We start from the raw sequence: 13,811 nt of genomic DNA, 5'->3' as shown, positions 1-13,811 counted from the left end.
CCTCGTACGAAATCGGGCGCAGTACCGTGGACGGGTGGACAACAGGCAAGCAATCGGATCGTGGCTCTCCGGCCCTCGTGCGGCGGCAGAGGAAGCGGGCGTCGACTTCGGGTACCGCGGCGAGCAGCTCGGCCTGCCGGAGGAGGGGCCGGGATCGATCGCGCGCCCCGGGCGGCGCATGGGCGCCATCGCCGTCGACTGGGCCCTGTGCATGCTCATCGCATACGGCCTGTTCGCTCGCGGTGACCAGCAGGCGATGGGCAACTGGGCCCTCGGCATCTTCTTCGTCATGACCGTCCTGACGGTCGGCACGGTCGGCTGCACACCCGGCAAGGCCCTCTTCAGGCTCCGCGTCGTCGCCGAGGGCGGCGGCCGACTCGGCATCGGCCGTGTCCTCATCCGCAGCGTGCTGCTCTGCGTCGCCGTCCCGGCCCTGATCTGGGACCGCGACGGCCGCGGCCTCCACGACCGCCTCGGCCGCGCTGTCCAGGTGCGGATCTGAATCCTGTACGGGGACATCCTGTACGACGACGAAGGCCCCGGAACCGATCGGTTCCGGGGCCTTCGTCCACGTAGGTCCGCGTAGGAGATGCCTGCGCTCAGCCTCGCGGCATGCGCGGCGTGCGACCGCGTCCCGCACCCTTCGGCATCGGGCCCTTCGGCAGCGGCATGTTGCTCATCAGGTCGCCCATCGCGCGCAGCCGGTCGTTCGTCGTCGTGACCTGCGGGCCCTGGAGGACGCGGGGCAGCTTCAGAAGCGTCGTACGCAGCTTCTTCAGCGGGACCTGGCCCTCGCCGGTGCCGACGATGACGTCATGCACGGGGACGTCCGAGACGACGCGCGCCATCCGCCTCTTCTCGGCGGCCAGCAGGCTCTTCACCCGGTTCGGGTTGCCCTCGGCCACGAGCACGATGCCGGCCTTGCCGACCGTGCGGTGCACGACGTCCTGGCTGCGGTTCATCGCCACCGCCGGAGTCGTCGTCCAGCCGCGGCCGATCTTGTCGAGCACCGCGGCCGCCGCACCGGGCTGGCCCTCCATCTGCCCGAAGGCGGCACGCTCGGCCCTGCGCCCGAAGACGATCGCCATCGCGAGGAAGGCGAGCACGAAGCCGAGAATGCCGAGATAGATCGGGTGACCGATCAAGAAGCCGATCGCGAGGAAGACACCAAAGGTGACGATTCCCACAGCCGCGATGATGAGACCGATCCGCGGATCGGCCCTGCGGGTCATCTTGTAGGTCTGAGCGATCTGCTTGAGTCGCCCGGGGTTCGCGGCGTCCGCCGCGGTTTCCTTCCTCGCCATGTCGTGAAGTCTACGTGTCCCTGGAGGTGACTACGACGTGCGGGTTGTCATCGCCTCTTCGAGCACGCGCAGCGCCTCGGCCCGGTCCTTGGCGCGACGCCGGTCGTCGAGCACGGACGTCCAGGCGTTGCGGCGAGCGGTGCGCTGGCCGCTGCTCATGAGAAGCGACTCGACGGCACGCAGTGCGTCGGTGACGGACGGGATGGCGGTGGCGCGTACGGGCGCGGCCTGCATGGTGGGGCCCTCCTGAGCGGCTATGGGTAGGGCTGTACGTGGGGTAATTCCAGGGTCACTGATTGGTGTTACCAGGGCGTGACCGACCGGTCAAACACGGATGAAGCCTTGACGCCGGACCGCAAAACATTGACGCGGCCTCTACGGTCCCCCTCACCTGCGGGGACCGTAGAGGCCGCGTCATCTCGGCCACTACTCGTCAGTAGTCGCTTGTGCGCCGATTCACACAGTCGGCTCCCGGTCGGGCTCTCCGGGGAGGGATCAGACCGCCTGCGAGGCGACGTACGCCCCGCGCTTCTCGATCGCCATCTGGTAGAGCCGCCCGGCGCGGTACGAGGAGCGGACCAGCGGCCCGGACATGACGCCGGAGAAGCCGATCTCCTCGGCCTCCTCCTTCAGCTCCACGAACTCCTGCGGCTTGGCCCAGCGCTCCACGGGGTGGTGGCGCGGCGTCGGGCGCAGGTACTGCGTGATCGTGATGAGCTCGCAGCCCGCGTCGTGCAGCGCGTGCAGCGCCTCGCTGATCTCCTCGCGCTCCTCGCCCATGCCGAGGATGAGGTTCGACTTGGTGACCAGACCGGCCTCGCGGGCGCGGGTGATGACCTCCAGCGAGCGCTCGAAACGGAAGCCGGGGCGGATCCGCTTGAAGATGCGCGGCACCGTCTCCACGTTGTGGCCGAGGACCTCGGGGCGGGACGAGAAGACCTCGGCCAGCTGGTCGGGGTCGGCGTTGAAGTCGGGGATGAGCAGCTCGACCTTGGTCTTGCCCTCCGCGCGCTCCGCCGTCATCGCGTGGATCTGGCGCACGGTCTCCGCGTACAGCCAGGCGCCGCCGTCGTCCAGGTCGTCGCGGGCGACGCCGGTGATCGTGGCGTAGTTCAGGTCCATCGTGACGACGGACTCACCGACGCGGCGCGGCTCGTCGCGGTCGAGTGCCTGCGGCTTGCCCGTGTCGATCTGGCAGAAGTCGCAGCGCCGGGTGCACTGGTCACCGCCGATGAGGAAGGTGGCCTCGCGGTCTTCCCAGCACTCGTAGATGTTGGGACAGCCCGCCTCCTGGCAGACCGTGTGCAGGCCCTCGCTCTTCACGAGGTTCTGCATCTTCGTGTACTCGGGGCCCATTTTCGCCCGGGTCTTGATCCACTCGGGCTTGCGCTCGATCGGGGTCTGGGCGTTCCGGACCTCAAGGCGCAGCATCTTGCGTCCGTCGGGTGCGACTGCGGACACATCGGCTCCCTGTAGCTTCGATTCTTCGGCGCACACCAGGGTACGCCCGTGATGTCGTTGGGCTTACGTTCGGCCAACCTCTGGCCGACGGGGTGCATTCCCACGCGGCCCCGGCAGCCCCGGATCCCTAGGCGGTCGCCTTCTCGGTTTCCGGGCTCTCAACCGTCTGCTCGGCCGCCTTCTCCACGGCCCTCGGCTTGAGTTCCGCGTTCTCCAGGACGTCCCGCAGATGCTTCTCGGCGACGGGCAGGACGTCGGCGATCGTGACCTCGCGGCCCAGCTCGTACGAGAGGGACGTCACGCCCGCGTCGCGGATGCCGCACGGGATGATCTTGTCGAACCAGGTGTTGTCCGGGTTCACGTTCAGCGCGAAGCCGTGCATCGTCACGCCCTTGGCGACGCGGATGCCGATGGCCGCGATCTTGCGGTCCTCGCGGCGCTGGCCCGCGTTGGACGGGGCGTACTCCGGGCCGTTGAACCGGGCGTCGAACTCGTCGTCCTGCGTCCGGGGATCGAAGTCCAGGGTCAGGCCACCGAGCGCCGGACGCCGCTCCACCGGGTCACCGAGCACCCATACGCCGCTGCGGCCCTCGACGCGGGACGTCTCCAGGCCGAATTCCGCACACGTACGGATAAGCGCCTCTTCCAGACGGCGCACATGTGCTACGACGTCCACCGGGCGCGGCAGCTTCTGGATCGGGTAGCCCACGAGCTGTCCGGGGCCGTGCCAGGTGATCTTGCCGCCGCGGTCCACGTCGACGACGGGGGTGCCGTCCAGCGGGCGCTCGCTGTCCTCGGTGCGGCGGCCCGCCGTGTAGACCGGCAGGTGCTCGAGCAGCAGACACGTGTCCGGGAGTTCGTCGGCGAAGCGGGCGGCGTGCACGCGGCGCTGCTCGTCCCAGGCCTCCTGGTACTCGACCGAATCCGGGCCGAAGCCAAGTCGGACGAACTGAAACTCACTCACGGCAAGTGCCTCCCTAGAACCTGCACCAGAACGTGCACCAGAACCTGCACCGTGCACATATCGCGCCCCAGCCACTGTACGGGCAGCGGATTCTCGTCAGTCGTCCGGTCAATCCTCACACGATCGGATGAATGCGGGTCGAAGGCCGCTGGGAGGGCGGTGCGGGCCGTTACATTCACGCCGTTCACAGAGCCATAAGGGCTGCTCAAGGCAACGCCCGAAAGGCAGGAGACCGCACAGCTGATGACGGAACGACCTCCGCAGCGCACCCCCAACCGCCAGCTAGCCGCGCTCATCTCAGAAGCCGGGTTCTCCAACGCGGGGCTCGCGCGCCGCGTCGATCAGTTGGGCCTCGAGCACGGTCTCGACCTGCGGTACGACAAGACCTCGGTGACCCGCTGGCTGCGCGGGCAGCAGCCGCGCGGCACCACCCCCGCCCTCATCGCCGAGGTCTTCACCCGGCGGTTAGGCCGCCGCCTCTCCGCGCAGGATCTCGGGCTCGACGCGTGCGCGCCGGTGTACGCCGGTCTTGAGTTCGCGGCGAGCCCCGAAGAGGCGATCGACATCGTCGGCGGGCTCTGGCGCAAGGACTCCGGGAGCCATGCCGAGCTCCGGAAGATCGCGTTCACCCCGGCGGGCCTCGTCGTCCCCAGCAGAGACTGGCTGATCGGCCGAGCCGACGACCGGGTGAGCCGCGGCGACTACGCGTCGAGCGGCGCCCGCGTACCCACACAGGGCAGGCCGGCCATACCGCGCCAGCGCAAGGAGCCCGAGCGCGGCGTCGGGGCGAAGGTGACCAGCGGCGACATCTCGGCCCTGCGTTCCGTCGGCGAACTCTTCCGGGCGCTCGACCACGCGTACGGCGGCGGGCACGCCCGGCAGGCACTCGTGCGCTACCTGGAGCACGAGGCCGAGCCGATGCTGCGGGGGTCGTACGGCGAACAGGCCGGGCGGCGGCTCTTCGCGGCCGCCGCCGACCTGACCCGGCTCGCGGGCTGGACCTCGTACGACATCGCGGCGCACGGCCTCGCCCAGCGCTACTACGTGCAGGCGCTGCGGCTCTCGCAGGCGGCGGGCGACCGCGCGTACGGCTCGTACGTCCTGGTCACCATGAGCCGCCAGGCCGTCTACCTCGGGCACGGCAGAGAGGCCGTACAGCTGGCGCGGGTGGCACAGCAGGGCGTCGGGTCATCGGCGCCGCCTGTCGTACAGGCCCTGCTGCACTCGGTCGAGGCGCGCGGGCACGGTGTGCTCGGCGAGGTCCGGGCGTGCACGGCGTCGATGGTGCGGGCCGAGCGCGCCCTGGAGACGGCGCGGCCGGGGGACGAAGTCCCCTACTGGGCGCGGTTCTTCGACGAGGCACAGCTCGCGGACGAGTTCGGGCACTGTCACCGGGACCTCCAGCAGTACCGCGTCGCCGCCCAGCACGCGGAGCGCTCGCTCCAACTGCGCGCCCCCGGGTACGCCCGCAGCCGGCTGTTCTGCCGGATCGTGCTCGCCACGTCGCGCCTGGGCCTCGGCGAGCTGGAGCAGGCCTGCCAGCTGGGCGCCGAGGCGGCGCAGGCGGCGGGTGAGATGCGGTCGGTGCGGGCGGTCGAGTACGTACGCGACTTCGAGCGGCGGCTGGAGCCGTACCGCGACGCGGCGGCGGTGCGGGGGTATCGCGACCGGGTGGCGGCGTTGGGCTGACCTCCGAGGCGGTGTGTAAGGGGCGGGGCTGCGCAGCCCCGCCCCTTACACATGCGCTCGACCGGGGGTCAGCGCAGCCGTGCGACCTTCTCGGGGGACAACGCCTCGTCCCACGTGATGAGTTCGTCGAGGTCGCCCCGCAGGCTCGCCTTCTCCGTCCCGATGGACCGCAGCGGCAGGGGGATCGACGCGGCGACGGACCCGACCCGCTGACCGTCGGCGTACAGGGTCGTATGCCCCGGAGTCGTCACCCACGTCAGCCGCGTCCAGCGGTCGAGCGGCACCGTGTAGTCGAAGCTGAAGTCGGCCGCGCCGTACCGCGTGAAGCCGACCTTCCCGGTGCCGTGCTGCATCAGCTTCAGCGCGCCCGCCTTGGAACTGAGAAGCACCTGATCCCCGGTCCGGGCCGTCGGGCGGACCCGCACCGACACGGTCCACGGCTCGGCGACGTCGAGACCGCCGAAGCCCACGCCGTCCCGGTCGGAGTCGAAGCGCCACGCCTGGCCGCTCACGCCCTTGACCGGGGTGGGGTTGTTGATGATGTACGAGGTACCGGGGAGACCGCCCGCCACGTCCTCGGCGAGGATCGTGTTGCCGGGACTGCCCGCGTACGTCCAGCCGCTGGGGTAAGAGGCGTCGTCGAACGTCCAGTGGTGGCTCGGCCGGCCCTCGACCCTCGGCGGCAGCGGCGTCGGCGTGGTACCTGGCGGGTCGCCGATGCGGGCGGCACGGGTCCTGAAGTCGGCGAGCGTGTCCGGGGTCGCGGACTTGTTCCAGGCGCGGTCGGCGAGGATCGCGCGGGGGCCCGCCATGTGCTGCTCGAAGTAGCCGTCGTCGGCCCAGAAGTTGTAGTCGGCCCAGTTGGTGACGCCGGAGCCGAGCATGTCGGGGTCGGTGTTCGGCGCCCAGCTGTCGTACATCCAGGGCTCGTCCGGATACAGGTGGTGGTAGTTGTTCGGGGTGTCGTAGAACGGGCCGATGGCGATCTCGTCGTGTCCGGGGATCTCGGGCTCGGCGCCCGTGCCTTCCCAGGTGAGGAAGACGACCGGGTCGTGGACCTTCTGCTGCGGCGCGTCGAGGTGCTCGGAGCCGTTGTAGACGGCCGTGCGCTTGCCGTGCGAAGTGACCACGTCGTCAAGGGTGTTGATGTAGCGGTTGAGGAGGTCGCCGAGCGTGGACACGTCGGGCGCGCTCGCCAGGTGGTTCTTCACGCGCGGGCACTGCGCGAGCTGTCCGGGGACCTCCTCCGCGCCGATCGAGAACAACGGCGCGTCGAACCATCCCGCGAACTCGTCCACGATCTCTTTCGACTTCGCGATCGCCTTCTCGCTGGTCATGTCGATGATCCAGTCGGGCGTGAGGTGCGAGTGCGTGTGCTTGCCCGTGCACGCGCCGGCGCCGGACCCGAAGCCGATGCCGAAGGTCTCGCTGATCACGGTGGCGTGGCCGGGGAGTTCGAGGCCGGGCATCAGCTGGACGTGATGGCGGGCCGCAAAGGCCTTCAGGTGTTCGATGTCGGCGCGGCTGTAGCTGTGGTCCGGGTCGGCGAGGCCTGGGAACTTCGGGCTGTTCAGGCGGAAGCCCTCGGACTCGGAGAGGTGCAGGAAGAGGGTGTTGAGCTTCTGGTCGCCCATCCTGCGGATCAGATTCTCCAGGTAGGAGATCTTCCAGTACTTGCGGCCCGCGTCGAGGTGGACCATGCGGATCGCCTGCGCGGGGCGGTCGGTGGAGCGGGCGCGGGGGACGGCGCGGTGGTCGTCGGCCGTGGAGCGCAGGAGCTGGAGGAGCGTGCGGGTGCCGTAGTAGAGGCCGTGGGTGGACGCGGCTTCGATGCGGATCGGGCCCGCGCTGTCGAAGGCGTAGCCCTCGGCGCCGAGGTTCCCCTTGGCGGTGGGGTTCCCCTCGGCGGTGAGGCTGAGCGTGATGTCGCTGGTGGCCGGTCGGTCCGTGTGGGCGATCCGGGGCGTGATGCCGGTGACCTGCTTGATCTCCGTACGGAGCTGCTCGGCGAGCTTGCGTACGGATTGGCGTGCGGGGCCCGGGAATTCACTGCGGCCCGAGGGGAGCGCGGTGCTGGATCCGGCGCGAGGGTCGATCAGGATGCGGGTGCGCTCGGTGAGCTGCGTACGGCCGTCGAGCGCGGTCCAGTCGGTGGGGCGGGGGACCACGGAGGGTACGTCGACTTCTGTGCTTGCTGCGGCGGTCGGCAAAGATAGACCTCCCATGAATAGGCCGAGGATGAGTGATATCACCGGGATGGTACGACGCACGTGAGCCTCCCGCGGCTTGGCGATCCGGTGGGACCGTAGCCGTGGGATACCTGTGTGGCAAGGGGAGTTGCAGGGGTACGGGTGGGAAAGGGGAAGGAAAGGGGAAGCCCCGCGTGGGGGCGCGGGGCTTCCAGGGGTGACTTATAGGTCGGATGGATCAGTCGTGGGGTGGGGGCGAGGGCAGGGCCGCGGGCCGCCGGGGGCGTCAGGCCGCCATCGGCAGCTGCCCCGTCCCGTACGCGGGGTCCACGCCGAAGTCCGCGAGTGCGGCCCGTGCCGCGCGGCGGCCCGAGTGCAGGGCGCCCTGGACCGTGCTGGTGTCCCGGTGGTCCCCGCACACGTAGAGCCCCGAGAGCAACCGCACCGGGCGGCGCAGATCGTGCGGCGGCATCATCGCGGGCACCGCCTCGCGGGTGTGGTGGACGGCGAGGGATTCCCAGCGGGCGGTCGATGTGCCGTACAGATCGGCGAGATGGGTGAGGACGGCCCGCTCGTCCGGCGGCGGCCCGAGGACCGTCGACGAGACGAGCGCCCGGCCCGCGGGCGCGCGCGACGGGTCGACGTGGCTGATCACGGCCGTGTGCGCGACCGGGCCCGAACGGTCGGCGTCGAGCAGCAGCGCGGGCTCGGCGAGCGGTGCCTCGGGCGCCGCGTGGTGCAGCACCGTCACCTGGTGGAAGGACGGCACACGCAGGCCGGGCAGCAGTTCGGCGGCGGCGCGCGCGTCGGTGGCCAACAGGACGGCGCGGCAGCTCATTTCGCCGTGTTCAGCGGTCGTGACGGAGGTCGTGGATACGGCGGTGACGCGTACGCCGGTGCGGACCGTCCCCGGGGGCAGCGCGGCCGACAGGAGCTCGGGCAGCACTTCGGCGCCGCCCTCGGGCAGGCACAGGCGGCCGCGCGCGAAGGAGTGCAGGGCGAGGTCGGCGCACCGGCTCGATGTCGTCAGGTCCGGGTCGCAGAGGAGCGCCGAGAGCAGCGGGCGCAGGAAGCCGGTGACGGTGCGGGCGGGCAGGCCCCGGGCGAAGAGGGCCTCCGACGAGGGGAGTTCGGGGCGGGAGAGGAAGCGCTTCGGGTCCGTCGCCGCGAGCCTTCCGAGTGCCGTGCCGAGGCGGGCCTGGTCGAGCGCGCCGCCGAGGGGGGTGGTGCGGGGCGCGGTGGTCCGTGCCGCGGACCGTGCCGTTCGCGAACCCCTGGGGGCGCTTGCAAGGGCGCGCGCCGCGGTGAGTGCGCCCCTTGTGCGCCGGGCGCTCGTGGGCTCGACGGCTCGGTGGTGCCGGCCGTCGCTGTGCACCAGGACGCCGGGTACGAAGGGCCGCAGTACGAGTGCGTCGAGGCCGGGCGTGTGGCGCAACTCGGGGTACGACGTGGTGAGCAGCTGCCCGATCCTGTCGAGCCGGAACCCGTCGACCTTCTCCGTCGACATGCGCCCGCCGACGTAAGGGGCGGCTTCCAGGACGACGGTCGTTACACCCGCCCTGGTCAGCTGGTGGGCTGCCGACAGTCCCGCGACCCCGGCTCCCACGATGACGACATCCGCATGGTGCGCAGGCTCTAGCACGTGCCCCTCCCCGAGGTTGCGCGGCTGCTGGGGACGTCATGCCCTCAACAGGGCTCCGGAATCACCGAGTTCCGCATGAGGGTAGGAGCACGAACGGTCGGGGTCAGTCGCGCATCGACCGAGCACGGTCGCACGCCGGTCGCACGCGATCGCAGAAGCATCGCAGAAGCATCGCAGAAGCGAAGAACACGATCGAAGGCCTTCTTCCGCAGGCCGTCTACCGCAACGCCGCGCGGATCGTCTCCTCGATGCCCGGGAACGCGAACGAGAAGCCCGACTCCAGGAGCCGGGTCGGCAGGACCCGCTGGCTGCCGAGCACATCACCGGCCATCTCTCCGAGCACGACGCGCAGCGCGGGCTTGGGTGCTGTGAAGAGCGTGGGACGGTGCAGCACCCGGCCCATCGCGGCAGTGACCTCGCGGTTGGTCAGCGGATCGGGCGCCGTCAGATTGACCGGACCCGCAAGTGAATCGGTGTCGAGCAGGTGCCGCAGGGCGGCCACCGCGTCGTGCAGCGAGATGTAGCTCCAGTACTGCCGGCCATTGCCGAGGCGCCCGCCGAGCCCCGCCTTGAACAGCGGAAACATCCGCTGCCAGGCCCCGCCCTCGCGCGCCACCACCAGGCCGTTGCGCGAGAAGACCGTGCGGATGCCCGCCGCGTGCGCCGCGGCGGCCGCGCCCTCCCACTCCACGCACAGGGACGGCAGGAAGCCCTCTCCGGAGGGCGCGGTTTCGTCCACCGCGCGCTGACCGGTGTCTCCGTAGTAGCCGATCGCACTCGCGCACAGGAACACCCGGGGCGGCTCGTCCAGCGAGGCCGCCGCCTCGGCGAGTGTCGCGGTGCCGAGCACCCTGCTGTCGCGGATCTCCCGCTTGTAGGCGGCCGTCCAGCGGTGGTCGCCGATCCCGGCTCCCGCCAGGTTGACCAGCGCGTCGCAGCCCGCGAGCCCCGCCGTGTCGACGTACCCCCCTTTGGGGTCCCATCGCACCTCGTACTTCGTACGAGGTGCCCGGCGCACCAGCCGCACCACCTCGTGACCGTCGTCGGCGAGGGCGCGCGTCAGCGCCGTTCCGATGAGGCCGGACGCACCGGCCACTGCGATACGCGACAACCGCGGTGAGGGGGCCGGCTGCTCGGACTCGGTGGGCTCCATGAAGCCATCCTGCCCCGGAAACCCGCCTAAAGGCGTCAGACGCCCGTCGTACAGTGACGCCCATGCCGGACACGCACATACGTACCGCTCTGCCGGACGACGAAGAGGCCCTCGCCCGCATCGACCGCGACACCTGGTCCACCCTGCACGCGGTACAGCCTGCTCCGCAGCCTCCGTACCCGCCGTTCTTCAGCGAACGCTTCGGGCCTCACGACCACTTGGTCGCCGAGCTGCGCGGCGTGGTCGTCGGCTACATACGGCTCGGTTATCCCACCTCCCTCCTCGCCAACGCCCACGTGCGCCAGATCCTGGGCTTCGCCGTCGTCGACGAGGTGCGCGGCCGGGGAGTGGGCCGCGGTCTCGTCAGGGCCGCGGTGGAGGAGGCCCGCCGTCAGGGCGCGCGGCGCATCACACTGCGGGTGCTCGGCCACAACACTCCGGCCCGGACGCTCTACGCGTCCGAGGGCTTCGTGGTCGAGGGGGTGCTGCCGGGCGAGTTCTTCCTCGACGGCTCGTACGTGGACGACGTGCTGATGGGCCGCGTGCTCTGACACTCCGGGGCCTCACACGACCCCCGCCCGGGGTTCGCCACCCGACGGACCGGCCCGGCGTGCGGCGGGCACGCGCGCGTAGGAGCGTGGGGAGGCCGACCGGAAGGAGCGAACCGATGTTCAGGGTCGCCGCTGCCAGCCGGCGGGACAGGGAGGAACCCGGCTGGCTGCGCGGCGCGCCGCCACCCCCCTGGGTGCGCTGGCCTCCGCCCGTGCTCCTGGTCGTCATCTGCGTCATCCAGCTGGCCACTCCGGAGGCGGTCGACCTCAGCTTCCTGCTCGCCGCAGTGCCACCGCTCGCCGCTCTGTCGTACGGCGCCTCGATCACGGCGCTCTTCGGCGGCACCGTGGTGCTGTTGCTCTACGTGCCCGGCTTCGGGCTCGGTCGCCCCGGGGACAGCGATGTGCTGACGGTCGCCTTCGTGGCGCTCCTGAGCATCATGTTCGCCTGGGTACGCAGTCGGCGCGACGCCCAGCTCGTCACCGTCCGCACCGTCGCGGAGGCCGCCCAGTTCGCCGTCCTGCCGCCGCTGCCGGAGCGCGTGGGCCCGGTGCGCTGCGCGGGCCTCTACCGCGCGGCACAGGGCGGAACGCTGGTCGGCGGTGATCTCTTCGACGTGCGCAAGGGGCCCAGTGGCGTACGGGCGCTGGTCGGCGACGTGCAAGGGCACGGCCTGGCCGCCGTCGGCACCGTCGCCGCGCTGCTCGGTGCCTTCCGGGAGGCGGTGCTCGACCAGCCCGACCTGGAGGGGGTCGCCGCCCGGCTCGACCGGCGCCTGGTGGTCGACTCCGAAGAGGCCGAGCACGCCGAACTCTTCGCCACCGCCGTGCTCCTCGAATTCCGGGTCGACGCCCCTGAGCTGCGGATCGTCTCCTGCGGCCATCCGCCCCCGCTGCTGCTGCGCGGCGGGGCCGTCGAGGAGCTCGCCGTGGCGCCGGGGGCTCCGCTCGGCCTGGGGATCGCGGGTGTCGCACCGCCCGAAGAGGTGACCGTGGGCCTGAAGCCCGGCGACCGGCTGCTCGTGGTGACCGACGGGGTGACCGAGGCGCGGGACGCGGGCGGCGACTTCTATCCGCTGACCGAGCGCCTTCCGGTGCTCTGCGCCGACCTGCGGGACGACCCGGCGGCGATGACGTCCGCGGTCTGGAAGGACCTGGTGCGGTTCTCGGGAGGGGTCGGCGACGACGTGGCTCTGCTGGCGTTCTCGCTGGACCTGGAGCTGGGGCTGCGGAGGGATCCGGAGGCGTAGCTGTAGCTCTAGCGGGGGCGCAGGGCCTCAGGTGTCGCTCCTGGGGGCGGCCAGGAGCCGCAGCCCGCCCGTCAGTTCGCGCAGGCAGCGCACCGCGAGGACGGCGGGGGAGCCGGGCCCCTCGGTGGGCGCGTCCGTGGCGGCCCAGGACTCCAGGGCCAGGCGGATGGCGTCGGTGGCGGCCGCGGCCGCGAGGCGTACGTCCAGTTCGTCGGCGTCGTCCCCGGCCAGGCGGGCGAGCACGGGCACGAGCTGCTCCTCGGACTCCTGGTTCACGCGGTACCAGACGGCGCGCAGCGCCGGGTCGCCCTGCGCGGCGCGCAGTAGGCCGCGGGTCCACTCCAAGGACTCGGCCGCGCGGTCGTCCGCCGCGGTCAGCGCGTCGGCGATGGACCGCTCCAGGGCAGTGGGTACCCCGGCGGCCGGGTCGAGATCCGCCAGGTGGGCCCGCCACTCGGCGGCGCCGCCCGCGAGGAGCGGGGCGACCGCGTCCTGCTTGTTGCGGAAGTACCGGTAGAAGGTGCGCAGCGCCACTCCGGCCCGGCCCGCGATCTCCTCGGCCGTGGTGCCGTCCGGGCCGCGCTCGGCGAAGAGCTCGGCCGCGGCGCGGGCGATGTCCAGCTGCGTGGCCGCTTTGCGGCGCTCGGTCAGCGACGGGTGTGTGCTCACCCTCGTAGCCTACGCGCGATTCTCACCCTGATACATGAATTGTCGGCATGGCAAAACGTGCCAGAGGGACGTACATTGAAATCAGATCGGGAAAGGCCGGGTCCATGGACGGATCCGGGAGCCCGGAGTTGATCGGAGGCATTTCATGAACCGCTACGCAGGCCGTCGCGCACTCATCACCGGCGGTGGCTCGGGCATCGGGCAGGCCACCGTCCTCCGGATCCTCGACGAGGGCGGCAGCGTCGTGGCCGCCGACGTCAGCGAGGCGGGCCTGAAGGACACCTCCGAGAAGGCGGGTGCAGCGGCCGACCGCCTCACCACCCTCGTGGTCGACATCGCGGACGAGACTTCGGTGCGCGAGTGCGTCGCCGCCGCCGTCACCGCGCTCGGCGGCCTTGACGTGCTGGTGAACGCGGCGGGCGTGCTCCGCTCCTCGCACACGCACGAGACCAGCCTGGATTCCTTCAACCGCGTCATCCAGATCAACCTGGTGGGCACGTTCCTGGTGATCCGCGAAGCGATCCCGGCGCTGCTCGACGGCGAAGACGCGGCCGTCATCAACTTCAGCTCCACGTCAGCGATGTTCGCCCACCCGTACATGGCGGCGTACGCGGCGAGCAAGGGCGGCGTCCAGTCCATGACGCACGCGCTGGCCAGTGAGTACGGCAAGCAGGGGATCCGCTTCAACTCCGTTCAGCCCGGCTCCATATCCAGCGGCATGACCGACGGCAGCGGCGCCAGCAAGCAGAGCGTGGGCCCCGGTCTGCCCGAGGACGCCGACATGAGCCTGTTCATGAAGCTGGCCCCGGCCATCGGCCAGGGCTTCGCGGGACCGGAATCCGTGGCCTCGGTCGTCGCCCTGCTCGGCTCGGAGGACGGCAAGTTCATCACCGGCACCGAGGTCCGGGTCGACGGCGGCACGCACTTCTGACGGAGGAG

At 71.1% G+C, this 13,811-nt stretch carries 13 protein-coding genes; 5 read left to right on the top strand and 8 right to left on the bottom strand.

Annotated features, from left to right (window positions below; genetic code table 11):
• Positions 1 to 34: 34 nt before the first annotated feature.
• The gene (locus ACWGI2_RS11100) at positions 35 to 502 is read left to right on the top strand and encodes an RDD family protein (RefSeq protein WP_160504650.1); all 468 of its coding nucleotides are present in this window, start codon (positions 35 to 37) and stop codon (positions 500 to 502) included.
• Positions 503 to 599: 97 nt separating this feature from the next.
• On the opposite strand, the gene ACWGI2_RS11095 is transcribed toward ACWGI2_RS11100, so the two are convergent.
• The 4 genes from ACWGI2_RS11095 to lipB form a co-directional block, all read right to left on the bottom strand.
• A complete protein-coding gene (locus tag ACWGI2_RS11095) occupies positions 600 to 1,304 on the bottom strand; it encodes a DUF4191 domain-containing protein (protein WP_160504649.1) in 705 nt (234 codons plus the stop codon).
• Positions 1,305 to 1,334: 30 nt separating this feature from the next.
• A complete protein-coding gene (locus ACWGI2_RS11090) occupies positions 1,335 to 1,538 on the bottom strand; it encodes an SCO2195 family GlnR-regulated protein (protein ID WP_160504648.1) in 204 nt (67 codons plus the stop codon).
• 261 nt (positions 1,539 to 1,799) lie between these two features.
• Positions 1,800 to 2,765, bottom strand: a complete 966-nt coding sequence (locus ACWGI2_RS11085) for a lipoyl synthase (protein WP_160504647.1) — start codon at positions 2,763 to 2,765, stop codon at positions 1,800 to 1,802.
• Positions 2,766 to 2,892: 127 nt separating this feature from the next.
• Complete coding sequence (gene lipB, locus ACWGI2_RS11080; RefSeq protein WP_453694977.1) at positions 2,893 to 3,729, bottom strand: lipoyl(octanoyl) transferase LipB; 837 nt, start codon at positions 3,727 to 3,729, stop codon at positions 2,893 to 2,895.
• A 243-nt stretch (positions 3,730 to 3,972) separates the two neighbouring features.
• Here lipB and ACWGI2_RS11075 point away from each other — a divergent pair, with 243 nt between their 5' ends.
• Positions 3,973 to 5,418: a regulator gene (locus tag ACWGI2_RS11075; RefSeq protein WP_160504645.1), complete on the top strand. Its 1,446-nt coding sequence runs from the start codon at positions 3,973 to 3,975 to the stop codon at positions 5,416 to 5,418.
• 68 nt (positions 5,419 to 5,486) lie between these two features.
• On the opposite strand, the gene ACWGI2_RS11070 is transcribed toward ACWGI2_RS11075, so the two are convergent.
• From ACWGI2_RS11070 to ACWGI2_RS11060, 3 genes are all read right to left on the bottom strand, one after another.
• The gene (locus ACWGI2_RS11070; RefSeq protein WP_453694976.1) at positions 5,487 to 7,628 is read right to left on the bottom strand and encodes a family 20 glycosylhydrolase; all 2,142 of its coding nucleotides are present in this window, start codon (positions 7,626 to 7,628) and stop codon (positions 5,487 to 5,489) included.
• Between the two features lie 265 nt (positions 7,629 to 7,893).
• Positions 7,894 to 9,249, bottom strand: coding sequence for an NAD(P)/FAD-dependent oxidoreductase (locus tag ACWGI2_RS11065; RefSeq protein WP_453694975.1), 1,356 nt, complete (start codon positions 9,247 to 9,249; stop codon positions 7,894 to 7,896).
• Between the two features lie 217 nt (positions 9,250 to 9,466).
• Complete coding sequence (locus tag ACWGI2_RS11060) at positions 9,467 to 10,402, bottom strand: TIGR01777 family oxidoreductase (RefSeq protein ID WP_453694974.1); 936 nt, start codon at positions 10,400 to 10,402, stop codon at positions 9,467 to 9,469.
• Positions 10,403 to 10,464: 62 nt separating this feature from the next.
• Here ACWGI2_RS11060 and ACWGI2_RS11055 point away from each other — a divergent pair, with 62 nt between their 5' ends.
• Together ACWGI2_RS11055 and ACWGI2_RS11050 are read left to right on the top strand one after the other, a co-directional pair.
• Positions 10,465 to 10,953, top strand: coding sequence for an N-acetyltransferase family protein (locus tag ACWGI2_RS11055; RefSeq protein WP_453694973.1), 489 nt, complete (start codon positions 10,465 to 10,467; stop codon positions 10,951 to 10,953).
• A gap of 116 nt (positions 10,954 to 11,069) precedes the next feature.
• Complete coding sequence (locus ACWGI2_RS11050; RefSeq protein ID WP_453694972.1) at positions 11,070 to 12,203, top strand: PP2C family protein-serine/threonine phosphatase; 1,134 nt, start codon at positions 11,070 to 11,072, stop codon at positions 12,201 to 12,203.
• Positions 12,204 to 12,230: 27 nt separating this feature from the next.
• Here ACWGI2_RS11050 and ACWGI2_RS11045 read toward each other — a convergent pair whose 3' ends face one another.
• Positions 12,231 to 12,872 (bottom strand): TetR family transcriptional regulator, encoded by a 642-nt coding sequence (locus tag ACWGI2_RS11045; RefSeq protein WP_453694971.1) that lies wholly within the window; start codon positions 12,870 to 12,872, stop codon positions 12,231 to 12,233.
• A gap of 145 nt (positions 12,873 to 13,017) precedes the next feature.
• Between ACWGI2_RS11045 and ACWGI2_RS11040 the strand changes: the two genes are divergently transcribed.
• Positions 13,018 to 13,803, top strand: a complete 786-nt coding sequence (locus ACWGI2_RS11040) for an SDR family NAD(P)-dependent oxidoreductase (protein WP_453694970.1) — start codon at positions 13,018 to 13,020, stop codon at positions 13,801 to 13,803.
• Positions 13,804 to 13,811 lie beyond the last annotated feature (8 nt).

Source organism: Streptomyces sp. NPDC054866 (genome assembly GCF_053610745.1).
Note: the sequence above shows the minus strand (reverse complement) of the source record. Positions and strands in the feature narration are given on the sequence as shown.

What these genes read in the sequence shown, in the direction of transcription:
- ACWGI2_RS11075 (WP_160504645.1), top strand. Translation starts at nt 3,973, where the DNA reads ATGACGGAACGACCTCCGCAGCGCACCCCCAACCGCCAGCTAGCCGCG.
- ACWGI2_RS11095 (WP_160504649.1), bottom strand. Translation starts at nt 1,304, where the DNA reads ATGGCGAGGAAGGAAACCGCGGCGGACGCCGCGAACCCCGGGCGACTC.
- ACWGI2_RS11090 (WP_160504648.1), bottom strand. Translation starts at nt 1,538, where the DNA reads ATGCAGGCCGCGCCCGTACGCGCCACCGCCATCCCGTCCGTCACCGAC.
- ACWGI2_RS11055 (WP_453694973.1), top strand. Translation starts at nt 10,465, where the DNA reads ATGCCGGACACGCACATACGTACCGCTCTGCCGGACGACGAAGAGGCC.
- ACWGI2_RS11040 (WP_453694970.1), top strand. Translation starts at nt 13,018, where the DNA reads ATGAACCGCTACGCAGGCCGTCGCGCACTCATCACCGGCGGTGGCTCG.
- ACWGI2_RS11050 (WP_453694972.1), top strand. Translation starts at nt 11,070, where the DNA reads ATGTTCAGGGTCGCCGCTGCCAGCCGGCGGGACAGGGAGGAACCCGGC.
- ACWGI2_RS11060 (WP_453694974.1), bottom strand. Translation starts at nt 10,402, where the DNA reads ATGGAGCCCACCGAGTCCGAGCAGCCGGCCCCCTCACCGCGGTTGTCG.